This is a genomic window from Pelodictyon phaeoclathratiforme BU-1, from assembly GCF_000020645.1.
GTDB lineage: Bacteria > Bacteroidota > Chlorobiia > Chlorobiales > Chlorobiaceae > Chlorobium > Chlorobium phaeoclathratiforme.
On record NC_011060.1, the window covers coordinates 1,371,420 to 1,394,862 of the forward strand.

The following is a 23,443-nucleotide window of genomic DNA, read 5'->3' on the forward strand; positions in this document are numbered from 1 at the left end:
ACGCCGCAGGGGTACATATCGGTAAGGGCACGGCATGCCGTGCCCTTACGACAAATGTGATACCTCGAAAATTTCCTGTATTGCCTGCTGGATGGTGTCAACAACCATGCCGGAGGAGACCAGGCTTGCGACGTCGCTGGCGAGGTCTCCGGCCCTGCCGTGAAACCATGCGGCTGATGCTGCTGCATCTGAAAGGGATGCTCCTTTGGCTGAAAGCGCGGCAATCATGCCGGAGAGGACATCGCCTGAACCGGCAGTTGCAAGCGCTTCGGTACCGCTGGTGTTGAGAAGAACGGGCCCTTCAGCTTCTGCAATAATTGTGGGATTTCCTTTCAGAAGAACGCTCACTCCGTGGAGAGTGGCAAAGTTTCTGGCGCATTCAATCGGGTCGGATGCTATTTCTTCAATTGGTAATGTCGAGAGGCGGCTGAACTCTCCGTAATGCGGTGTGAGCAGCACCTCGCGGCATTTGCCCAACGCCTCTGCTATTCCGATAACCGGGAGGGCGTAGAGGGCATCAGCGTCAAGGATCACTTTTTTTGAGGTGACGATGGAAGACGCGAGCAGTTCTCTGACCAGCTCAATGGCTTCCTGATCGCGTCCGAGGCCGCATCCGATCAGGATTGTATCGGCCCAGTGTGCTTTTTCGGTAATGGTGGCAATATCTCTTCCAATAATAACTGCTTCCGGTATGGCGGTGTGCATTGCACCGGCCAAAGAGATCGGGAGGGAGAGACAAACATACCCTGCACCGCTTTTCAGTGCGGCTTTCGCGGAGAGGATGGCCGCCCCAAGCATCGAGCTTTGTGCGGTTTGTGATCCGGCAATGATCAGTACCTTGCCGTTCGTATGCTTTGCGCTCGACGCTTCTCTCAGGATAAACTGTTTAGCCGCAAACTCCTGGTCGACAAGAAGGTAGGAGGAGGGCTCAACGAGAAAGCGGGGGATGGAGATTTCCGCTATCTGCAGCTCTCCGCAGCACTCCGGCCCTTCGTTCAGATAGAATCCTCTTTTCGGGTATGCCATTGTGACGGTGATATCCGCCATGACTACCGGTGTGGCAGAGAGGCCTGTGGTTGCATCGAGTCCTGATGGAACATCAATGGCAAGGGTAAGGGCTCCTGTTTGGTCGCGGATGGTGTTGATCAGCTCAATGCCTTCAGAGAGGGGAGACGCAAGCGCCATTCCCGGTTTGTTCAGTCGCAGGCCGGTGCCTGTAATGGCATCGATGATGATATTGTAATGCGTTTCGGCAACGAAGGGCAGCGCCTCGTCATGGCTTTCGAAAATGCGCAAGGGGGCATCATGTTCACCGTAGGCTTGCAGTGTGGTGAGCCCTTGACGATTGACCCCTTGCAGCAGCGATTCGGGGTAGAGGAAAAGAAGATCGACCGAGGCTTCCAGATTGAGGAGATGGCGGGCCAGCACAAAGCCGTCACCTCCATTGTTGCCTTTGCCGCAGACCAGAAGAAAAGAGCATCCTGAAAAAGAGTCTCTTTTGAGGCTCTCTTTGATCACGCGAAGGCATTCACGACCGGCAAGCTCCATAAGGCGGGTTTCGCCGATATGGAGCAGTTCAATGGCAGCCTTGTCGGCCTTTTGCATTTCCTGTACAGTTACAACAGGCTGCATGACAGTTCCTTGTTTTTCCCGAGTGGGAGGGGTTAGAGTTCGTCAAGGTGGAGTGAGTTCTCAAGTGCGTGATAGTATGCGTCCGAAAGTTCCACAGTTGTGAAATGCAGGAGTTGCACTCCGTTTACAGCGATGTTGGCATCACGCTCCAAAACTTTTCCAATGACCCTGATCGGTACATGGTGCGCCAGAGCCTCTTCAATCACCTCTTTTGCCTTGTCGGGAGAGATGCTCAGCACGACCCGTCCTTGTGCTTCTGAAAAGAGCTGCTGCTGGATTTCGAAAGGCGTGCTGTTTGTCATTTCCAGATCGACGCTGAATCCCATTGGTACTTCGGTGTTCATGATCGCTTTTTCAGCAAGTGCAACAAAGAGACCTCCATCGGAAATGTCGTGAGCGGAATGGAGAAGCTTTTTTGATGCCAGTGCTACAAGCAGATCCTGGAGGTTTTTTTCATGTACCAGATCGATGGATGGAGCATCCTGGCCGGGTGTGCCGTATTGCATGATGAGGTATTCCGAAGCGTCCAGCGTGAGCTCAGGCTCTCCGAGAAGCAGGATGGCATCGCCGGGATTGGTGAAGGTTGATCCTACGAGATTGTCGATATCGTCGAGCAGACCGATCATGCCAATGGTTGGTGTGGGGTAGATTGCGGTGCGCAGGCCACCAATGAATGTTTCGTTATAGAAACTGACATTTCCGCCGGTTACCGGGGTGTTGAAGGCTCTGCAAGCTTCACCCATTCCCTGAACTGCTGTTTTGAACTGAAAATAGACCTCTGGCTTGTAAGGATTGCCGAAATTGAGGCAGTTGGTTATGGCCAGCGGTTTTGCACCCGAACAGGCGATATTTCTGGCACATTCAGCAACCGCAATTTTACCGCCTGCCAAAGGATTGAGATAGACATAACGGGCATTGCAGTCTGTTTTCATGGCAAGCCCTTTGCGTGATCCCTTGATGCGGATAACGGCGGCATCGGTATGGCCTACCGGAGTTACCGTATTCGTTTGCACCATGGAGTCATACTGGCGATAGACCCATTGTTTGCTTGCGATATTGGGGCGTGAAAGCAGTTCAAGGGCGATTGTCGGAAAATCAAGGTTTTTGTCCTCTTCAAGTTGCGCTATCGGGGTTTCGGGCTTTTTTTCGATGGCCTCGCGGATATAAACGGGTGCACCGCCTCCAAGTACCAGCGATTCAGCCGGAATTTCGGCGACAATTGAGCCGTGCTGCGAGACTCGCAAGAGATTGTCGCTCGTAACACGTCCGATGACGACGGCAAGCACATCCCATTTGCGGTATACCTCAATGATCTTCTCCTCAAATCCTTTTTCGGCAACAATAAGCATTCGTTCCTGTGACTCGGAGAGCATGATTTCATAAGCGCTCATCCCCGCTTCGCGAATAGGGACAAGATCAAGATCGATCTCTATGCCACCGGATCCGGTTTTTTCGATTCCTCTTGCACTCATTTCTGAGGTTGAGCTGGTTATTCCGGCAGCGCCCATATCCTGCAGACCGACAACATAACCGGTTGCGATAGCTTCAAGGGTCGCTTCAAGCAGAAGCTTTTCAGCAAAAGGGTCGCCAACCTGAACGCTTGGGCGTTTATCTTCCGATGCTTCGCTGAGATCTTCCGATGCGAAGGTTGCGCCGTGAATACCGTCTCTTCCGGTTGAGGAACCGACAATCAGGACGGGGTTGTCTTTACCGAGGGCCGTTGCACTGACGGTTTTATGGTGCTCAACAATGCCGACAGACATGGCATTGACCAGAGGATTACCGGTATAGCCCTCTTCAAAATAAATTTCACCCCCTACGGTCGGTACGCCGAATGAGTTGCCGTAATCGCCGATACCGCGAACCACACCATCAACCAGATAGCGGACATGGGGGTCTTTGGGTGATCCGAATCTGAGGGAGTTGAGCGATGCCACCGGACGTGCACCCATGGTGAAAATATCGCGGTGAATCCCGCCAACGCCGGTAGCCGCTCCCTGGTAAGGCTCGACTGCGGAGGGGTGGTTGTGTGATTCAATTTTAAACGCTACAGCAAGGTTGTCGCCGATATCGACCAGACCCGCGTTCTCTTCTCCTGCACCGGTCAGCAGCGCTCCGCCTTCGCGGGGAAGGGTTTTGAGCACCGCTATGGAATTTTTGTAACTACAGTGCTCCGACCACATGACGGAAAAAATGCCAAGCTCGGTAAAAGAGGGGACTCTTCCGAGAATGGCGCATATTTTATCGTACTCTTCACGGTTCAGGCCGTGTTCTGCGGCAAGGGCAAGGGTGACTTCAACTTCAGTATGTTTCACAGGGATACCGGTAAACGTTTCGGGAATTCAGGGTTGCTGTCCGTGACAGTTTTTATATTTTTTTCCGCTTCCGCAAGGGCAGAGGTCATTGCGGCCAGGTTTTTTTTCGGCTATGGCGGGCTGCTGCGGACTCTCTTCCTGGTTTGTTTCAGGTTCATCAGAAGATGCGGTGTAAACACTTTCTGCCGCTTTATGCTGTGCGATGAGTTTTTCCTGTCTGACAGCCGCTTTTCGCTGGCGCTCTTCCATTTCACGCGCCTCATCAGGGTTAACAGGAAAGAGCTTGAAGGCAAGAGAGAGGGTTTCGAGCTCGATGTCGTGCAAGAGATCAATAAAAAGACGGAATGCCTCCTGCTTGTATTCGAGCAGGGGATCTTTCTGGCCATAAGCGCGTAAATTGATTCCCTCACGCAAGGAGTCGATTTCGCGGAGGTGCTCTCGCCAGCGGAGGTCTATGACACTGAGAACGGCATATTTTTCAATTTGCTGCATGATCTCTTCGGGCATTGCAGCCTCTTTTCTGCGATAGAACGCAAGGGCGGTCTGGTAGAGCTTTTCGGCGGTAGCCTCAATCCCTTCGCGCTCAAAGGTATTGCGTTCAGGCTTGAATTCAATGGAGAGTTCGCGCATCAACTGTTCCTCAATAGCATCAACATCAAGCATCTTGTGGTGCTTTTTAATGACCAGCTCGCTGTAATCCCTGAGCAGGTCAAGGATATCACTGGTCAGGCGATCCTTGATAAGGCCGTTGCGGCGGCGTGAATAGATAACCTCACGCTGCTGGTTAAGGACATCATCATATTCAAGCAGACGTTTGCGGATCGAAAAGTTTTGCTCTTCAACCTTTTTCTGTGCACGCTCGATTGATTTGGTGATCATGGAGTGCTCAATGACATCTCCCTCTTCATGACCCAGACGATCCATAACGGAGATAACCCGATCGGAGCCGAACAGGCGCATCAGCTCATCTTCGAGAGAGACAAAGAAAACCGACTCACCCGGATCACCCTGTCGTCCGGCACGTCCACGGAGCTGGCGGTCGATACGACGGGACTCGTGACGTTCGGAACCAAGAATGAAGAGTCCGCCCAATTCGCGGACGCCACTACCGAGTTTGATATCGGTTCCACGTCCAGCCATGTTGGTAGCAATGGTTACTGCATTTTTCTGGCCCGCTTCGGCAACAATTTCCGCTTCACGATCATTTTGCCGTGCGTTGAGTACATTGTGAACGATTTTTCTTGCGCGAAGCATGCGTGAAAGGGTTTCCGAAACCTCAACACTGGTTGTACCGACAAGTACTGGCTGCCCCTTTTTCTGCAGCTCTTCAACCTTCAGAACAACGGCATTATATTTTTCGCGGCGGGTTTTATAGACCAAATCGTCCATGTCCTTGCGAACAATGGAGGCATTGGTCGGAATAACGACGACATCGAGCTTGTAGATTTCATAAAACTCTGAAGCTTCGGTTTCCGCTGTGCCGGTCATACCGGCGAGCTTTTTGTAGAGTCGGAAAAAATTCTGGATGGTGATGGTTGCCATGGTCTGCGTTTCACCCTCGATCTTGACATTCTCTTTTGCCTCGATCGCCTGGTGCAGTCCATCGCTGTATCGACGACCGGGAAGGATTCGTCCGGTAAACTCGTCGACAATCATAACCTGTCCGTTTTGGACTACATATTCATCGTCGCGCTCGAAGAGTGAGTAGGCTTTCAGGAGTTGACTGATGTTATGCAGCCGTTCTGAACGGTCAGCAAAAAGGCGGTATACCTCATCTTTTTTCTGAATTTTATCGGCTACCGGGATCAATGCGTCACTTTCAATGATGGCGACTTCTGAGCCGACATCGGGCAACATAAAAATATCGCTGTCCTGGTGGCTGAGCTTGCTGAGGAAGTCGCGACCCTTGTCGGTCAGATCAATGGTGTTCGCTTTTTCATCAACGGCGAAATAGAGTTCGTCATCGACCTCCTGCATCCGGCTTGAATTGTCTTTAAGGTATTCGTTTTCAGTACCCTGTACCAGTTTTGCCATACCCTGCTGTGAGAGCATTTTAATGTAGCGGGTGTTTTTTGGCTGTCCACGTTTGACGCGAAGGAGTGCAAGACCTGCTTCAGGATCGCCCGGTTTGGTTTTAATGAGTTTTTCAGCTTCACCGAGATATTTGGCGACGAGTTGCTGCTGTGCACGAACCAACTGCTCGATCCATGGTTTGATCTCCTGGAATTTGCTGTTGTCGGCATTGGGGACGGGGCCTGAAATGATCAGTGGCGTTCTGGCTTCATCAATCAGTACACTATCAACCTCATCAACGATGGCGTAGTAGAAGTTCCGCTGCACCATCTCTTCAGGGGTGCTGGCCATATTGTCGCGCAGATAGTCGAAGCCGAATTCATTGTTTGTACCATAGGTTATATCACAAGCGTACTGTTCCCTTCGCTCTTCGGGCCTCATCGTGTTGAGAATAACGCCTACCGAGAGGTTATGAAAGGCAAAGACCGGGCTCATCCACTCCTTGTCCCTCTGTGCAAGGTAATCATTGACCGTGACGACATGTACGCCTCTTCCTGTCAGGGCATTAAGAAAAACAGGGAGTGTTGACACAAGGGTTTTTCCTTCACCAGTTGCCATTTCGGAGATTTTTCCCGAATGGAGCACAATTCCTCCAATGAGCTGAACATCGTAGGGTACCATGTCCCAGATCATCTCTCTTCCCATGACCAGGTAGGTGTGTCCTTTAAGGCGCACACAGCTCTCTTTGACAAGGGCGAAGGTTTCAGGAAGAAGCTCTTCAAGTATGGCTGCGGTAGCCTGTTCGTACTCTTCAGCAAGGGTATCAAGGCGTGTGTTGATTGTTTCAGCCTCTTCAAGGTTGATATCCGGGTTATCGAGCTTCCGGGAGAGCGATGTTTTCTCCTGCTCAAGTGGCTCAAGAGTTTTTCGTACCCTCTGTTTCAGCGTTACCCCTCTCTCTCTCAACTGATCGTTACTCAGCGACGCCATGGTCATCTGCAGTTCGTTGATGCTGCTGACGAGAGGGCGGATTTTTTTGATATCCTTTTCGTGTTTGGAGCCGAAGATCTTTTCAAAAATTTTCAACATGTACAGGCCTTTGTGCTCTCTAAAGTTTCAGATAGTTTGTTGTGCGGAGAGGCCGGAGTATTTCTGATCCGTTTTCTCCGCTATGTCCAATTGATGCTCAAGGTATTGAATTAGACAGTGAGAAAAAAGCGGGATGCTTTGAAAAATAACTGGGAAGGGAGCTACCTGACCTTCCGGCTCCAGCGTCATTGTAGGAAGGAGTTCTGTTCTTATTCATTTTTCGTTGCAAGTTCAGCAAAAAACTCCTGGAGATGGTGGGTACCGAAAGCAGGAGCCACATGGTCAAATTTGAGTGCTTCAACAGCAAAAGAGAGGAGGTCGGCCAGGTTCCGGTTGAAAATCCCGGTCACCATAAGTCCTCCTTCGGCAAGCCACATAGGGAGTGGAGTTATCCATACCGGTTTTCCGCAAACATGGAATGCCATCTCCATCACTTCCCGAAAGGTATAGATATCGGGTCCGCCAACGGCAATTTCCCGGCATATGCCTTCTGCTCCATCAGCACACACCTTTGCAAGGTCGGCTCCATGAACCGGGTTAATTTTTTTTTCACCTTCACCAACCATGAACATATGGCCGCTTTGAGCCATTGAGAAAAATCGTCCCATGTCTGAAAAGTAACCGTTTGGGCGTATGACTGTCCAGGGAATTCCGGAGGCTTTGAGATCGGTAACAAAGAGTTCGTGAGCCTTGATTGAAGGAACATCAGCCATTTTGTCCTGGTTGAAGACCGAAACGTAGATGAATCTCGACACCTTTTCCTGGATAGCCTGCTCAAGGATGCGTCCGTTGCCGAGGTGATCGACATCAAAGCTGGTCAATTTCGGGTCGGGAGCTGTCAGGCCAAGTGAGGAAAAAACAAGATCGATCCCTTCGCAGATACCCTTGATGCTGTCAGGATTCGTTACATCACCAACGACAATTTCATCGGCGATATCGTAGACTGCTGGTTCGCCATGGGGGCCAGCAGTTTTGATTTTATCCGGGTTTCTTACCAGAATGCGGATATAATAACCCCTCTCTTTGAATTCCTTTATGGCGAATCTGCCAAGGTAGCCGGAAGCCCCGGCTATCAACACGTGCTTTTTTGTACTCATGGTATCAGTTCCTTTTTTTTGAGGTGCTTGCTGGCTGGATCAGTAAAATCAAGCATTTTTACGGTTAAAACGTTCGAAGTCCTTTTATTTCCTTACGCCAGCAGTGAAAAAGAAGATGACCAGCGTAGCCTGCAAAATCAGGCTTTAAAATGGTACGGGCCTCGGCATCAAGGGCAAGATAACGGGCCGGAGTCAAGGATTGAAGGGCTGTTGTGCTGTTGAACCATTGTCCGAGGTATTGTTTGACATGGGTATCAATCGGAAATGCGTCGAAACGGCCGAGCCCGAAGAGCGCAATGCAATCGGCTATTTTGTAACCGACACCTTCGTTTTGGCATAGAGTCCTGCGCAGTTCCGAAAGGGGGAGCAGTGGGTCAGAGAGGGCGTCAAGGTCAATTTTTCCGTCGGCAACTCCTTTGGCGATCCTCACGATGTTGCGCGCTCTGGGATGATTATTGTTTGTGCAAGTGCTGAGTGCAATGGGATTGGCGGCTGCAAGTCGTTCGGGAGAGGGGAAGTGGTGCAGGGTGATTTCCTTTCCGGAATATGAAATTGTCCTCTTTTCGCCATAGTTCTGCAGAAGCATGGAAACCTGTTTTCTGATCAGGGGCATGCCGATGCCCTGGGCACACATAAACGAGATCATGGTTTCAAACGGATCCTGCCTCATGATTCTAACCGGAAAATAGTCGGTCAGGAGCTGCCAGAGTGTTGGATACAGGTGAGAGAAATTATCAGGAAAAATCTGTTCGGTATCGATATCAAATGTAAAGTAATGGGAGATAAAATCCACTAACGGGACGCCATTAATCACCTTATCTTCAGCATAAACTTCAAGCTCATTATCAGCTATCTGCTTGATAATCAAAGGCTTGGATTTGATTATTGCAGCATAGAAATCCGGTTCATCTTTATTGATATTCCATAAAAATGATTGTCCGCTAAAGAGAGTTTGGCGGATATCGAACGGCGCCCTTGTTTTTATTATAGTGTAATAATTCAAGTAGTATTAGCTTGATTTTTATTGTGAATAATTATGGCATATTATTCTAAAATATACATTTGTATAAATTAGTCAACTGTTTTTAATGAAATAATTTAAGTTATTTGGAATAAAATTTTTTTAGTATTTTTCCGGGCCTGTTTTTTGTGATTAAATGGAGGTATAGTTTGTTGGTATTCGTTTATTAAAATCAAGAATTATTGATTTTATATGGGTATATATTTTTTTTCAGAGCTCCTGTTATTTTCTGTACAGATGTTGTGTGCAGAGGCGCTATCAGGCTGATATTCTTTTCATATACTGTTGTTTATATTTACTGTATGGTCAATTTTATTTATGAAAGGTGCTGGTATTGCTACTGAAAAAAAGATTTTTCTGGAGATTTTATTTGCCGTCATTGTTTGCTCTATAATTGCTATGGAACGGTGGTTTTATTGATGATATTATTCGTTTAAAATATCTTGTATTTACTTATATTTATTTATTTTATCAGTTTTTTGGGGATGGTATAAGCGAGAAAAATGAGGAGAGGTTAGTGTGTGGAGCTGCATCAGACCGGATAAGTTCAAACGTGAGATTATGAGCTTCCGGGGTAAAAAGAGAGATGACAGCAACTTCGGCGACATCACTTCGGTCAATAACTCCTGTAACGATATTGTCGCCGGTATCAAAGAGCAAGTCATGCATCAGTACGGGGCCGTCAAGCAGTCCGCCTGGCCTGAGGATGGTGTATGCATATCCCGGTTCTGAGTAGAGTTTGCGCACCTCATTTTCGCTCTCCAGCTTCATGGTGAGTACATGGCCATATTTGTTCAGGGGGTGATCAGGTTTGGTTACTCCGAGAGAGCTTATGAGCACAAAGCGCTTGATGCCCTGCTCTTTGGCAAGTGTCGCCAGCCTGATGACTCCGTCACGGTCGATGGCTGATGGAGGCGGGGCTTCTGGATCGGTTACCTTGCCGCCGATGGCGCAGATCACGGCATCAGCATGACGCAATGCAGCCTTGATCTCTTCAGGATGCTCAAGAGAACCGATAGTGAGTTTGTCGATGATTTCAGGACCGAAAAGCTCAAGCGCTTTTTTACCCGATCGGACAAAGAGATGGTAGTCGAGGTTATGACTCTGCAGGCGTTTGACTATCCACTCGCCCGTTCTGCCGGTAGCACCGACAACGAGGATGGTTCCGTTAAATTGTATCATGAGTGTTTTCAGTTTTGAGTTATGGTTTTCTGGCACCTCAAAAATTGCTCTTCTCATGTATTGAGGTGCCAGGGAGGGGTAGGATATGCTGGTTTTGCAGGATGCCGGATTGACAAATGTGTTCAGTTGAACAGTGAAAACTTGACGTTACAGACCATGGTCAAGTCAACCAGTGCGTGCAGAAAGATGACACTTCTGATATCGCGATACCAGAAAAAACTCAGGGCCCAGCTTCCGGCAATGAGCATCTGTACCGGCATGAAAAAAGGTTTATAGATGCTTGTCTGGACGACATGTTCCGGCAGAATATTGATCCAGAAGAGACCGTGGATGAGGCCGCTGTAGATTATGAAAAACAGGAAGCCCGTGATAAAAAGTGCCCAGGGGTTTTGCGTAAAGCGGCCTGCAAGAGCGGTACCGAGACGAAAAACAGCATAAAACATGAAGGTTTCGGCAATGCCGTTGCCGATACTGAATACCAGAACGGTAGGCCAATCGAGTGCACGTCCCCCATCGGTTGTGGAGTGGGAATAGACCCAGGCATTGATTGCAACCACGATGACAGAGGCAACCAGCAGCGAGACTCTTCTTGTGTCAAATTCTCGGTTGAATGTCAGAATATCTTTTTTGAAAAAGATGATGCCAACAAGAAATGCAAAGGCCCAGTAGGCATAAATCATCATTGGTACCGATAGTTCCATGATTCAGGTGAGGGTTAAATGGGTGAACAAACTGTTTCTGTTTTCTTGGTCAATGCTTCCGCATGATAGGAGCTTCGGACGAAAGGGCCGGATTGGACGTGCCGGAAGCCGGCTCCTTCGGCAAAGCTCCGGTACTGCTCAAACTCTTCCGGCGTGATGTAGCGTTCGACCGGCAGATGCAGGGCTGAGGGCTGTAAATACTGGCCGATCGTTACCATGTCGCACCCATGAAGGAGGAGGTCACCAAGCGAGATCGCCACCTCCTCTGCAGTTTCACCCATACCCACCATCATTCCTGATTTTGTGGTAAGACCGTGCATCTCTTTTGCCCGTTGCAACAGACGAAGTGATGTTGCGTAGTTTGCCTGCGGGCGAACCTTCGTATAAAGGGAGGGTACGGTTTCAATATTGTGGTTCAGAATTTCGGGAAGCTCCGCCATGACGAGATCCATAGCGCGTTCATTACCTTCGAAATCAGGAATAAGGCATTCGATGGTCACAAACGGGTTCAGGGTACGGATGGCACGAATCGTTGCCACCCAGTATTCTGCACCTCCGTCAGGCAAATCGTCACGGGTGACACTGGTCAGGACGGTGTGCTTCAGTTGCATGGAGTGAACAGCAAGGGCAATTTTTTCAGGTTCACGGGGATCAGGTGCCGGCGGGTTTGAAGCCTTGCCAACGGCACAGAATCTGCAGTTTCGTGTGCAGACTGTTCCGAGAAGGAGGAAGGTTGCTGTACCGCGTGACCAGCACTCCTGCAAGTTGGGGCACATTGCCGAACGACAGACGGTATGCAGACTGTGACGGTCAAGCAGTCGTTTTGTTGAAGCAAAAGATGCTCCGGAGGATAACCTTATTTTCAACCATTCCGGTTTTTTTCCAGGTACATGTTCCATGAGCACTGTACTGCGTGTAGGTTAATGATTCCAGGGGGCTTAATATAGCTAATCGGGGAGTTCTTTTTGGGACGAATTATCTTTTATGCAAGCAGGAGTACTCTCTTCAGTTGTGCTGGAGGAGGCAAAAAATAAGTCCACCAATTACTGCCAGATGATGGACTTGCAGAGAACCCGGGCAGCAAAAAATTCTGGTATTATGCGCCGATATCCATTTTTAAAGCTTTTCCTGGTTTAAACTTGACAACCTTTTTTGCAGCAATGGTAATTGCCTCGCCGGTCATGGGATTGCGCCCTTCCCGTTCAGCGCGGTCGACAATCGTGAATGTGCCGAATCCGGCAAGGGGAACATCAACACCATTTTTCAAAGAGTCTGAAACAATAGTGACAAAGGCTTTGAGGGCGCGATCGGCGTCAATTTTGCTCAGTTGAGCCTGATCGGCAATTTTTTCTACTAAGGCATTTTTTGACATATGGCGGCTGTTTTGATTGTTGAAGAGAGTGTTCTGATATCCATGGATTTTGCGGCACAACTATTTCTGCAAAAGGCGCAAAGCAGAAAATCCGTCAAGGAAGAGGATGAGCAGGTACGCACAGAAAAGAGCGTTGTTCTCTTGTTTATGGCAATTATCAGTTTACGCTATCCGATCCTGACCGGTCACTTGCTAATAAAACACAATATTTTCATGTTTTCCAAGCTGATACGATAAATATACCCTAAGCCTCTTTTGTGCCCTGCAACGCAAACAGGGGGTCGGGATAACAAAATCCGCTTTTTCAGACGATTTTTTACTACGTTCCAAAGATGATGTAACTCATTCGCAGTTGGCCATGGATGGGCGACCATTATCCCTTGTGATCTGATTAACCAACTGGCAGGATACCGTGAAAAAACAGGAGCTTCGAGGAAAATGGCCGTTGGTGATTCCGTCGAAGTATTTTGCCGGATTGTTTCTCTTTCTGGTGGCGCTTTTTTTTGGTACGACCCTTTTTGAATATCAATATCGGAAATCGGAAATTGAGCATATCATGCGTGAAGAGGCTACCTTGCTTATTCACGCATTGAACGAAGGTGCTGAAAATGCTATTACAGGCTACAATGAGAATAGCTCGCTGCTTACCGGGAGCCTTATGAGCCAGTTGAGGCTTCTTGATCGTATTGATAAAAAAACAGCTCTGACCTCTGCAGATTTGACTGAAATTGCCGGATCGGGAGGAATCTATCGCATCAATATTTTTGATCGTAACGGAAAGAGGATTGCTTTCAATACTCCGCCCGATCATGATCCGCTGGCCCAGCAGTGTGATCCGAAACTGGAGTTACAACCGATTTTTTCACGGCAGACAGACTCTCTTGTTGTCGGCATCAGAGAGAGTTCTTCCAAAAGAGGGGCACGGCTGGTTGTTGCTGTTGCCCGGAGCCGGGGTGGTGCGATTACCGGAAATATTGATGCGTCAAGGTTAATCAATCTTCGTCGTCAACTTGGGGTTGGACGACTTATTCAGCGCATTGGGGCTGATACAACGGGTATTGATTATATCATCTGGCAGGATACGACGGCCATTCTGGCTGCTACACCAAATGTTACCGGAGCAGAGCCTCTTCTCTCGGATACGGTTCTGGCAAAGGCTCTTTTACAGAAAAAGCCAACAACCCGATTTACAATATTTGACGGGCGCAAGGTTTTTGAAGTCGTTAAACCATTTTTTTATCAGGATATCAATGTTGGGTTACTTCGCATTGGTCTCAAAACTGATCATTTTACCATTGCCCTGACAAAGCTGCGCACCCGCTTTATCATGCTTGCCTTTCTCTTCTGTTTCGCTGCTCTCGTTATGCTGAATCTGGTGATGACCCGCAGGAGTGAGCTTCGTATGGCACAAGCTTATCAGCGTGCGCAGACTTTTTCGTCAACCATACTGGAGAGTATGGCAGATGCTGTTGTAGCGGTCAATGCAGATTGTTCTATCACTCTTGTGAATGGGGCTTCGGAAAGGCTTTTTGCTCTCTCCTCCCTCAATGCCCTCAACACACCGGTGGCGCAAATACTGCCAGAATGCGCGGAGTTTTTCTCAATCATCATGGCTGAAAAAAGAGTATCGCTCCACAGGGAACTTGAGTGTATCGTTGGAGGCAAAACCCTCTTTCTTGCTGGTAATTTCACGCTTATTACAGGCGTTGACCGCTCTGTTGAAGGAGCCCTTGGCGTTTTTCGGGATCTGAGCGAACAGCGATCGATGCAGCGAATCATCAATCGTCAGGAAAAGCTCAGTGCAATGGGTGAGCTTGCATCCGGAGTTGCCCATGAAATCCGAAACCCTCTTAATGCCATAGGGATTCTTGCGCAGCGGCTTGCTATAGAGTTTTCACCGACGGCGGATGAAGAGGAATACCGCCAGCTTGTTCGTGCCGTGGTCTCCGAGGTGTATCGCGTCAATGCCATTATCCAGCGATTTTTGAAATTTGCCCGTCCCTCAAAACTCATTATGATCAAGAGTGATCTGGATGAGTTTATGCTCTCCTATCGTCATCTTCTTCAGGGGGAAGCTGATGCAAAAGGGATCAGATTCTCCCTGAACACCGATAGTGGAGCAATGGTAAACATTGATCATGAACAGATGCGGCAGGCGCTGCTCAATCTTGTACAAAATGCGGTTGAAGCCACAGAGGAAGGGGGAGAGATTACGGTTTCTCTTTTCTGCCGTGAAAACCAGGCGCTTATTGAGATTGTCGATACTGGCAGAGGAATTCCGGAAAAAGAGAGAGCCCGGATCTTCAACCTCTATTTCACGACAAAGGATGAAGGGACGGGTATGGGGCTGAGTATTGCAAATCAGATTATTCAGTCACATGGCGGTATTATTGAAATTGAGAGTGAAGAGCATCAGGGGAGCTGCTTCAGGATCAAACTGCCTCTGGCGGAATAGTTCGTCATGATAACAACATAAACCAGGTTGGAGCATGAGTCATACCATTCTTGTTGTCGAAGATGAAAAGGTACAACTGGAGAGCATTGCCGGTTATTTATCCAAACAAGGCTATCATGTGCTTACCTCATCACGGCCGGTTGAGGCATTGGTCATAGCAAGGGAGCATGCTGTCGATATTGTGCTGACTGACTTCAAAATGCCCGCAATGAGCGGTGTGGAACTTCTCGATGCACTCAAAAAACTGAATCCCGGTATTGAAGTGATTATCATGACCGCATATGGCAGTATTGAGTCGGCAACAGAGGCTATGAAGCTCGGAGCGGTGGACTATATTACCAAACCCATTGATCTTTGCCAGCTTCAGCTTATGATCCGTAACACACTGGAACGGAAGTTACTTGTCAGTGAAAACCGTCAGCTTCGCCAGCAACTTTCAGAGCGCTTCAGTTTCGAGGGGATTGTTTCACAATCAACAGCAATGAGCCAGGTACTCAATATTGCCGGGCGGGTAGCTTCCAGCAACGCACCTGTTCTTATTACCGGTGAGACCGGAACAGGCAAGGAGCTTATCGCCAAAGCGGTTCATTTTGCAGGTTCCCACCATGAAAAACCTTTTGTTGCTGTCAACTGTGCAGCGCTGCCTGAAAATTTGCTTGAAAGTGAACTTTTCGGCCATGAGAAGGGTGCGTTTACGGGAGCTGATCGTCAGCGCAAAGGGCGTTTTGAAATGGCTGAAGGAGGAACCCTCTTTATTGATGAAGTTGGCGAAATACCACTGGCCTTGCAGGTCAAACTGCTCAGGGTTTTACAGGAAAAATCATTTGAACGTGTCGGAAGTTCTCATTCTCTTCAGACAAATGCGCGCATTGTTGCAGCAACCAACCGGGATTTGGAGGCGATGGTGCGAGAAGGGAAATTCCGGGAAGATCTTTTCTATCGCCTGAACGTTGTTGCTATCAGAATTCCTCCACTCAGGGAACGCAGGGCTGATATTCCTCCACTTATCGATGCATTTATCTCGCGCTTTGCTTCCGAAAACAAGAAACGGATTACCGGTATTTCAAGGGAGGCAATGGATACGCTTATGAAATATCCCTACCCGGGCAATGTTCGTGAACTTGAAAATATTGTGCAGCAGTCCATTGTGCTTTGTCGCGCGGAGATAATTACCCGTGACGACCTGCCGTTACGGGTTCATGAAGCCTTTTCCGAAAAAGCATCACCCCTCGAAATGGAGGGAACGTTCATCGAAAAGGTGGAAGCTTTTGAGAAATCATTGATTCTTGCAGCACTGAAAGAGGCTGGTAATGTGCAGACACGCGCATCCGAACGGCTGGGAATAGGCGAAAGACATCTGCGATACAAGCTGAAAAAATATGGAATGAAATAATCTTTCGGCGAGCGGTTTTTTTGCCTACAGTGACGACGATATGGTCGATTTTACGACGAACAAGTCGATACTTCGGAGAATACTGAGGCAAAAAACGCAGGGTACATAATTTTAAAATCTATGATTATCAATAGATAAGACTATTGACCCGTTTCTGGCACGCAATTTGATGTTATGGATAGTGATGGCGGAATGAACAGGGAAGAGTGTTCCGCTTTCAGAACGATAACATTATCCATTTAAACAGGAGTTCTCATGAAAAAAATTATTGGTATGCTTGCGGTTGCCGGAATGGTATTTTTCTTTTCACAGAGCAGTCAGGTTTTTGCGAAGGGTCCACAGAATCAGGGAATGAGTATGATCGGTGGGGGTGGTATGAGCAATTTTGTTGATCTTAATGGTGATGGCGTTAACGACAGGGCACTTGATGCCGATGGCGATGGAGTTATCAACCGTCTGGATGCTGATTATGTCCGTCCTCAGGATGGTACAGGCAGTGGTCGTGGAGCCGTTTCAGGGACAGGAACAGGTACACCAATCCTTGATGGCACAGGCCCTCATGGCGCAGGAAGAGCAGTTCGTTGATTGAGTTTGTAACCATTATTTCAGGTAAGGGAGCTTCCCTGTGAAAGCTCCTCCGCCTGGAATACTTTTCAAGAGAAGATTATGTTTGTTGCCAAAACAGTAACTATTGTTGTTGTTGTCCTCTCTTTGGGCTGTTTTGTTCGAGAGGCATTTGCCGAAGAGCAGGCAACAGTCAACATGAAGCAGCAAGGGCTGCAAAAAAATGAATCACCAAAAAAGCTGCAATTTCTTGATGAAGATGGTGATGGCTTAAATGATCTGATTCGGGACAGTGATGGTGATGGTATTCCCGACGGGAGGATGTGTGACGGGAGTGGAAATAGCTTGGGCCGGGGAGGTTTTAACCGGCAGGGTGGTGGCTGGATGATAATGAATGGTGCGGGAAATGGTGGGTTCGGGAGAGGTTCTGGTAACGGAGTCCGTCAGGGACGGGGAAGAAGATAAACTTGAAGAGAGATAAATCGCTAAAATTTAATGATGATAACGTTATGAAACGATTGGTATTGGTTATGGGTATGGCATTATTTATAAACCCGGCTGCTGATGCGGCAACGAAAACGTTGGATGGTCAGGCAATTTTTGACAGGAACTGCAGTGTTTGTCATACGGTAAGCCCTCCACCAAAATCAGCTCCTCCGATAGCTCCTCTTGCTTCTCGATATCGTATAAAATTTAAAACGAAAGAGGAGGGAGTCAATCATATGGTCGCATTTCTGAAATCACCAAATACGCAAAATGCCGTTGAGTCACAAGCCATTAGAAGATTTGGGCTGATGCCGCCATCTCCACTTTCAGAACCGGAATTGAGAGTTGTAGCCGGATGGGTTTGGGATCAGTATAATCCGGCGACAGGAGCTTGTGGAGGTTTAAGAAACAAAGGACGAATGAACCAATATTGAGCACACAATGTTCGTTCAATATAGTTAAAGGTGAGGGTTGACGTTCAGTAACAGGTTATCTTCGGGTATGAAATGAAAAAGAAATTCAGTTGGCGGGTGTTTATCAGTTTTGGTCTTTTTATTGCGTTTTTTTTCCTGCTGATTTCAGGTGTATTCCTCTATATTGCCCCTCCCGGCAGGGTTGCAAACTGGACGGACTGGCGGTTGATGGGTCTCACAAGAACAGACTGGAAAAATCAGCATCTTATTTTTGGATTTGCTTTTGGCGTGCTTTCCCTGTTTCATCTTTTTGTTATTAACTGGAAGGGTTTTTTTTCCTACATCAAGTCAAAAACAACCCAGGGAATTAAAAGTCCGGCAGAACTGGTTTCCATACTTCTCCTTTCGCTCTTTTTCGGAATAGGCACCTTTTACGGGACTCAGCCTTTTACAGCGATCATAGAGTTTGGTAATCGTATATCGGGCTCATGGGAGCGTAAAGAAGGGCAAGCGCCGGTACCTCATGCTGAGCTTATGAGCCTGACACAGCTTTCGCAACAACCAGGCCTTGGTGGTGATCCTGAAGCATTGAAAATAAAGCTCGAAAAATCAGGATTAAAAGTGGTATCGGTTAATGAGTCTCTTGCTGAGATCGCCGAAAAAAATGGTATGGCGGCAGAAAAAGTTTACAGCATTCTTGCTCCAGCAGAAAGAAAAGGATCACAATTTAGTGGAAAGGGTTTTGGACAAAAAACCCTGCAGCAGATAGCCGACGAAGCAGATGTATCAGCGACTTCACTGCAGCTTGCACTCCGCCAGAAAGGGGTTGAAGCGAAAACGGATACATCGCTCAAAACAATTGCCGAAGAGAATGGTATTGAGATGAGAGAGTTGCGGCGATTGCTTGAAACGATGACCAAGAGATAAAAAAAGAGTGAAGCGTAACACCAGTCTCTCTGCAAGGTTATGGTAAGCCGGAATCCTGTTTCGCGTTTCCGCGTTTTTTTCCGGCTTGCCATTTCTCTTACAGCAGGGTTTGAAGTCTCAGGAGGGGTGATGGGCTCATGTTGGTTTAATGGCAGCCATGACCCTGACAGGCTTGTTGTGGGGTTACTTTAGCTAACAGCCCATTGCTGAAACGCGTTAAAGCCTCTTGAAGAGTCTTCGATAGTTCTGCCATGTAGACATCGATACCCATCATCTGCAGTCTTGCGATAGCTCCAGCCCCGATTCCGTTGCACAGTACCACGTCAATGCCATGTTGTGAGAAGAAATCGGCAGGAGTACATTGTCCGTGATCATGATGCATCGAAGCGTTTGGAATAATTTCAATTGAATTTTTTTCCATATCTGCAACGGCAAAAAAAGGCGCACTACCAAAATGTTCACTCAATTTTGAGTTCAGATCAGCCTGTTCAATTAAAGGGATAATTACTTTCATTGTTTTATTTATTGGATTTATTGTACTGCATAGCGGGATTGAGCTGCTTTATAAGCATATGCTTATAATATAGCATATGAAAGTCATCAACCAAGCATAGCGTACCTGTTTTTGTGACAGGGTATCAGCGCTCTTCTGCAGGTTATTGGGTAATTTGTTTCAAAACCAGTCAATAGTAACGCACCAAGAAGTCATGAGATTATCTGAGCTTCCGATCTGACCAGACGGATAGCCGACAGGGTAACGATTCTGATGAATAAATGAGAGATGCTGGCGTTTTAAATTTTTTTTATAGCTTAAAAGATAGTAATTGATTACTTTCTTTTAAGGGAAAAGCAGAAGCAGAAACAGAATATGAAAAGAGCGATAAAAAATCTTTCGGCTGAGAAAAGGCGGTTGGTTACGGTTGAGGCGGTTATTCAACTTGCTGCTGAAAAAAACCCGGAACATATTACGACGTTGCAGATTGCAGAAAGGATGAATTTGACGCAAGGCGCCTTGTTCCGCCATTTTCCAACCAAGAATGCGTTATGGCAGTCGGTGATGGAGTGGCTTGCCAGTCAGTTGCTTGGAAGGATTGACAGGGTTATTGAAAATATTGAATCGGCCATAGAGGCTCTTGAACTTATGTTCATGACCCATCTTGATTTTGTTGTACAGCATCCGGGTGTGCCAAGAATGATCTTTGCTGAACTGCAGCGACCGGATAAATCGTCGGCAAAAAAAATTGTAGAAACCATGCTGGCGAGTTATAGTGGGCGCCTTGAAAAACTCTTTAAAAAAGGAATTGCTCAGGGAAAAATTCACCCTGGCCTTGATGTGTCATCAGCATCCGTACTGTTTATAGGGATAGTTCAGGGCTTGGTGATGCAGTCACTTATAGCGGGAGACACATCAAAGATGCTCAGCAACGCCAAACCTGTGTTTGCTCTTTTCCTGCAGGCAATAAAAAAGAGAGAACAATGAAAATAAAGACAATCAATAAAAAAATGGTGGGATTGCTTGCCGTTCTGGCACCTCTTCTCCTGCTTTTTGTCTATGTGGCATTGCGCTCGGGTCCTCTTGCTCCCGTGCCGGTAACGGTTATCACTGTTGAAACAAAACAGATTCGCCCCGTGTTGTTTGGTATTGGTACTCTTGAGGCAAGATATGCGTATCGGATCGGCTCTGTAGCTGCGGGCAGGATCAAGCTCATTAATGTTGAAGTGGGAGATGTTGTTCGCGCCGGTCAGGTCATAGGGGAGATAGATCCGGTTGATCTCGATGAGCGTTTGAGCGCTCAACTCTCCCTTATCAAACGGGCAGAGGCCCAGATAAAATCTGCCGAGGCACAGCTTCGCGATGCCGATACAAGGAAAGAGTTTGCCAGTGGACAGGAAAAACGTTACGGTTTGCTCCTTTCTGCTCGTGCTGTGAGTGCAGAGTCGGCTGAAGCGAAGCATCAGGAGGCAGAGATTGCCCGAGCATCTGTTTCAGGCGCTGAGGCTGGTGTCCATGCGGCACGTCAAGAGCTCGCTTCACTCAAGGCAGAATATCAGGGATTGGTGAAGCAACGTCATAATTTGCTGCTCATAGCGCCGGTTGATGGTCTGGTAACAGCCCGTGATGCAGAGCCGGGGAATACGGTGTTATCCGGTCAGACCATCATCGAGATGATTAATCCGCGAAGCCTCTGGATTGATGTGCGTTTCGATCAATTGCAGAGCGCAGGCCTGAAAGCGGCTCTTCCTGCACGGATAACACTTCGTTCTCAACCGGGTCATATTTTTTCCGGTTTTGTCGAGAGGGTTGAGCCCCTCGCTGACCGGATAACAGAGGAGCTTCTCGCAAAAGTTCTCTTTACTGTTTTACCCGATCCACTGCCACCGGTTGGCGAACTCTGTGAGGTTACGGTTTTGCTTCCTCCTTTGCCAGAACTTCCCGTTGTCCCCAACGCAAGTGTACATCGAGTTGATGGCCGTCTTGGTGTATGGGTTGTTGAGGGTTCCAGGCTTCATTTTGCCGAGGTTCGCACCGGCATGGCTGACCGTGATGGTAATCTGCAGATTCTTGGAGGATTAAAAGCTGGAGCAAGAGTGGTGGTGTACAGTAAAAGCGTTTTGCATGCTGGAAGCCGCATTTCGATTCTTGATCGAAAGAGAAAGGATGGTACCCTGTGATATCTCTTGCCGGACGCGATATTCTGCATGGATGGGGCCGTTTTCTTTTGACTGGTGTTGGCCTTGGTCTGCTGATTGGAGTGACACTGAGTATGGCTGGTATCTATCGGGGAATGGTTGATGATGCCAACGTCCTGATTGAGAGCAGTGGAGCTGATCTCTGGGTTGTGCAGCAAGGGACGCTTGGGCCTTATGCCGAACCATCAAGTATTTATGAGGATACCTACCGGAGTATTCTCGGAATGCAGGGGGTCGCCAGGGCGTCAAATGTGACCTACCTCACCATGCAGGTGCGCCATGCTGACAGTGATGTCCGGGCAATGGTGGTCGGTATTGTTCCAGGCGGAGCGGGCGAACCAGGCCAGCCCGGCTTTCTCGTCGCCGGTCATCACCTTACCGGAAGCCGCTATGAGGCGGTTGCGGATGTTAAGGCTGGATTTTCCCTTGGTGATACCATTACTATTCGCCGTAACCGCTATCGGGTTGTTGGGCTTACCCGACGTATGGTTTCATCGGGCGGTGACCCGATGGTTTTTATTCCATTAAAAGAGGCGCAGCAGGCACAGTTTCTCAAGGATAATGATGCACTTCTTCAGCAGCGACGACGTACGGAAGCCAATCCTCTCTTTAACCGTCCCGCAGTACCGGGGCTGCTTGAGGCTGTTATTGCCTCTCAGACAACCAATAGTTACGTCAACGCTGTTCTGGTACAGTTGAAACCTGAATATGATCCTGAAATCACGGCTAAAAATATTCAGCGATGGAAACGGTTGCAGGTCTATACCCGGTCACAGATGAGGACTATTCTTGTTGATAAACTTATTGCGACATCAGCCAAACAGATCGGGATGTTTCTGGTCATTCTCTCCATAGTAAGCGCTGCTATTGTAGCATTTATTATCTACACCATGACGATGGCCAAGATCAGGGAGATTGCGGTTCTGAAGTTGATCGGGACAAGAAACAGGGTGATTGCAAGCATGATCCTTCAGCAGGCATTGGGGCTCGGAGCAATTGGCTTTGTCGTTGGCAAAATAGCCGCAACACTCTGGTCTCCTTTTTTTCCAAGATATGTTCTTCTTGAACCAGGTGATGCCATAAGAGGCTTTATCGCTGTCATGGTGATCTCTGTTCTGGCAAGTATACTGGCCATTACAGCAGCTCTCAGGGTTGATCCTGCTGAAGCTATAGGAGGTTGAGATGCATACAAGAGGTATTATCATTGAGGGACTGAAAAAACAGTATGGAAGCGGTGACACCCTGGTGGATGCCTTGAAGGGGGTTGAGATGCAGGTTGCTCTCGGAGAGGTTGTCGGGCTTGTTGGTCCTTCAGGATCGGGGAAAAGTACCTTGCTGAAATGTCTTGGGGCTGTAATCGAGCCTTCGGCTGGACGGATGAAGCTTGGGGAGACGATTATCTATGATGGAAAGTGGAAAATCAAGGATTTGCGTGCGTTGCGGCGGGATAAGATAGGGTTTGTGTTTCAGGCGCCATATCTCATTCCCTTTCTTGACGTGATCGATAATGTGGCACTGCTGCCGATGCTTGCCGGTGAGGGTAACAGCATTGCCCGCAAAAGAGCCGTCGAGCTGCTTGAGGCACTTGATGTCGGACATCGGGCGAAAGCCATGCCGTCACAGCTTTCCGGCGGTGAACAGCAGCGAGTGGCTATTGCCAGAGCGCTTGTCAACCACCCTCCGGTAATTCTTGCTGATGAACCAACGGCTCCTCTCGACAGTCAGAGGGCGCTTGCCGTGATCGGTATTCTCAATGATATGGCTCGTCAGTATGAGACCGCCATTATCATTGTCACCCACGACGAAAAAATCATCCCCACCTTCAAGCGGATCTATCATATTCGTGATGGCCGTACCCATGAAGAGGCAGGGGAGGGAAAATCACCCCGGGAACTGATTAAAACTGATAAGGCATGAGCAGAGCAAAGAGGCTCTCAGATTCATTAAAGAGGAATAGGGGGGGACTTCCTTTTGTCAGGTCGAAACTGAGTGTGAAGGGTTTTGATTGCCGAAGAGGAGGGTACTTTACATGGGAGAGCTGCGCCAACTCTTTGTGACGATGATCAGGCGGTAGATGAGCGCGGAGAAGAGT

At 48.2% G+C, this 23,443-nt stretch carries 21 protein-coding genes; 11 read left to right on the plus strand and 10 right to left on the minus strand.

The window, feature by feature from the left end; all coding sequences use genetic code 11:
- Window positions 1–45: 45 nt before the first annotated feature.
- The 9 genes from PPHA_RS06515 to PPHA_RS06555 form a co-directional block, all read right to left on the minus strand.
- Window positions 46–1,632 (minus strand): bifunctional ADP-dependent NAD(P)H-hydrate dehydratase/NAD(P)H-hydrate epimerase, encoded by a 1,587-nt coding sequence (locus PPHA_RS06515; RefSeq protein WP_012508065.1) that lies wholly within the window; start codon window positions 1,630–1,632, stop codon window positions 46–48.
- 32 nt (window positions 1,633–1,664) lie between these two features.
- A complete protein-coding gene (gene purL, locus PPHA_RS06520; RefSeq protein ID WP_012508066.1) occupies window positions 1,665–3,947 on the minus strand; it encodes a phosphoribosylformylglycinamidine synthase subunit PurL in 2,283 nt (760 codons plus the stop codon).
- Between the two features lie 27 nt (window positions 3,948–3,974).
- Window positions 3,975–7,049, minus strand: coding sequence for a preprotein translocase subunit SecA (gene secA / locus PPHA_RS06525; RefSeq protein WP_012508067.1), 3,075 nt, complete (start codon window positions 7,047–7,049; stop codon window positions 3,975–3,977).
- Between the two features lie 209 nt (window positions 7,050–7,258).
- Window positions 7,259–8,146: an SDR family oxidoreductase gene (locus PPHA_RS06530; RefSeq protein WP_012508068.1), complete on the minus strand. Its 888-nt coding sequence runs from the start codon at window positions 8,144–8,146 to the stop codon at window positions 7,259–7,261.
- 64 nt (window positions 8,147–8,210) lie between these two features.
- On the minus strand, window positions 8,211–9,149 hold the full coding sequence (locus PPHA_RS06535; protein WP_012508069.1) for a DNA-3-methyladenine glycosylase family protein: 939 nt from the start codon (window positions 9,147–9,149) through the stop codon (window positions 8,211–8,213).
- Window positions 9,150–9,638: 489 nt separating this feature from the next.
- Entirely contained in the window at window positions 9,639–10,349 is a 711-nt protein-coding gene (locus tag PPHA_RS06540) for an SDR family oxidoreductase (RefSeq protein ID WP_012508070.1), read from the minus strand.
- Window positions 10,350–10,471: 122 nt separating this feature from the next.
- Entirely contained in the window at window positions 10,472–11,050 is a 579-nt protein-coding gene (locus PPHA_RS06545; protein ID WP_041526465.1) for a hypothetical protein, read from the minus strand.
- Window positions 11,051–11,064: 14 nt separating this feature from the next.
- Window positions 11,065–11,949 carry a lipoyl synthase gene (gene lipA, locus PPHA_RS06550; protein WP_012508072.1) on the minus strand — a complete coding sequence of 295 codons (885 nt, stop codon included), beginning with the start codon at window positions 11,947–11,949 and terminating at the stop codon, window positions 11,065–11,067.
- A gap of 197 nt (window positions 11,950–12,146) precedes the next feature.
- The gene (locus PPHA_RS06555) at window positions 12,147–12,422 is read right to left on the minus strand and encodes an HU family DNA-binding protein (protein ID WP_012508073.1); all 276 of its coding nucleotides are present in this window, start codon (window positions 12,420–12,422) and stop codon (window positions 12,147–12,149) included.
- Between PPHA_RS06555 and PPHA_RS06560 the strand changes: the two genes are divergently transcribed.
- From PPHA_RS06560 to PPHA_RS06590, 7 genes are all read left to right on the plus strand, one after another.
- A complete protein-coding gene (locus tag PPHA_RS06560) occupies window positions 12,423–12,659 on the plus strand; it encodes a hypothetical protein (RefSeq protein WP_041526466.1) in 237 nt (78 codons plus the stop codon). It begins immediately after the preceding gene.
- A 175-nt stretch (window positions 12,660–12,834) separates the two neighbouring features.
- Complete coding sequence (locus tag PPHA_RS06565) at window positions 12,835–14,877, plus strand: ATP-binding protein (RefSeq protein WP_012508074.1); 2,043 nt, start codon at window positions 12,835–12,837, stop codon at window positions 14,875–14,877.
- 34 nt (window positions 14,878–14,911) lie between these two features.
- Window positions 14,912–16,270: a sigma-54-dependent transcriptional regulator gene (locus PPHA_RS06570; protein WP_012508075.1), complete on the plus strand. Its 1,359-nt coding sequence runs from the start codon at window positions 14,912–14,914 to the stop codon at window positions 16,268–16,270.
- 255 nt (window positions 16,271–16,525) lie between these two features.
- The gene (locus PPHA_RS06575; protein ID WP_012508076.1) at window positions 16,526–16,855 is read left to right on the plus strand and encodes a hypothetical protein; all 330 of its coding nucleotides are present in this window, start codon (window positions 16,526–16,528) and stop codon (window positions 16,853–16,855) included.
- Window positions 16,856–16,936: 81 nt separating this feature from the next.
- Entirely contained in the window at window positions 16,937–17,299 is a 363-nt protein-coding gene (locus tag PPHA_RS06580) for a hypothetical protein (protein ID WP_012508077.1), read from the plus strand.
- Window positions 17,300–17,343: 44 nt separating this feature from the next.
- Window positions 17,344–17,754, plus strand: a complete 411-nt coding sequence (locus tag PPHA_RS06585; protein WP_012508078.1) for a c-type cytochrome — start codon at window positions 17,344–17,346, stop codon at window positions 17,752–17,754.
- 72 nt (window positions 17,755–17,826) lie between these two features.
- Window positions 17,827–18,660 carry a DUF4405 domain-containing protein gene (locus PPHA_RS06590; RefSeq protein ID WP_012508079.1) on the plus strand — a complete coding sequence of 278 codons (834 nt, stop codon included), beginning with the start codon at window positions 17,827–17,829 and terminating at the stop codon, window positions 18,658–18,660.
- Window positions 18,661–18,805: 145 nt separating this feature from the next.
- Here PPHA_RS06590 and PPHA_RS06595 read toward each other — a convergent pair whose 3' ends face one another.
- Complete coding sequence (locus PPHA_RS06595; RefSeq protein ID WP_012508080.1) at window positions 18,806–19,174, minus strand: NifB/NifX family molybdenum-iron cluster-binding protein; 369 nt, start codon at window positions 19,172–19,174, stop codon at window positions 18,806–18,808.
- Window positions 19,175–19,528: 354 nt separating this feature from the next.
- Between PPHA_RS06595 and PPHA_RS06600 the strand changes: the two genes are divergently transcribed.
- From PPHA_RS06600 to PPHA_RS06615, 4 genes are read left to right on the plus strand one after another with little or no spacing between them, the layout of a single operon-like run.
- Window positions 19,529–20,140 carry a TetR/AcrR family transcriptional regulator gene (locus tag PPHA_RS06600; RefSeq protein ID WP_012508081.1) on the plus strand — a complete coding sequence of 204 codons (612 nt, stop codon included), beginning with the start codon at window positions 19,529–19,531 and terminating at the stop codon, window positions 20,138–20,140.
- Window positions 20,137–21,333: an efflux RND transporter periplasmic adaptor subunit gene (locus PPHA_RS06605; RefSeq protein ID WP_012508082.1), complete on the plus strand. Its 1,197-nt coding sequence runs from the start codon at window positions 20,137–20,139 to the stop codon at window positions 21,331–21,333. The genes PPHA_RS06600 and PPHA_RS06605 overlap by 4 nt, the downstream gene beginning before the upstream one ends.
- Window positions 21,330–22,532: an ABC transporter permease gene (locus tag PPHA_RS06610; protein WP_012508083.1), complete on the plus strand. Its 1,203-nt coding sequence runs from the start codon at window positions 21,330–21,332 to the stop codon at window positions 22,530–22,532. Before PPHA_RS06605 ends, PPHA_RS06610 begins: the two co-directional genes overlap by 4 nt.
- Window position 22,533: 1 nt before the next feature.
- Window positions 22,534–23,268, plus strand: a complete 735-nt coding sequence (locus tag PPHA_RS06615) for an ABC transporter ATP-binding protein (protein WP_012508084.1) — start codon at window positions 22,534–22,536, stop codon at window positions 23,266–23,268.
- Window positions 23,269–23,443 lie beyond the last annotated feature (175 nt).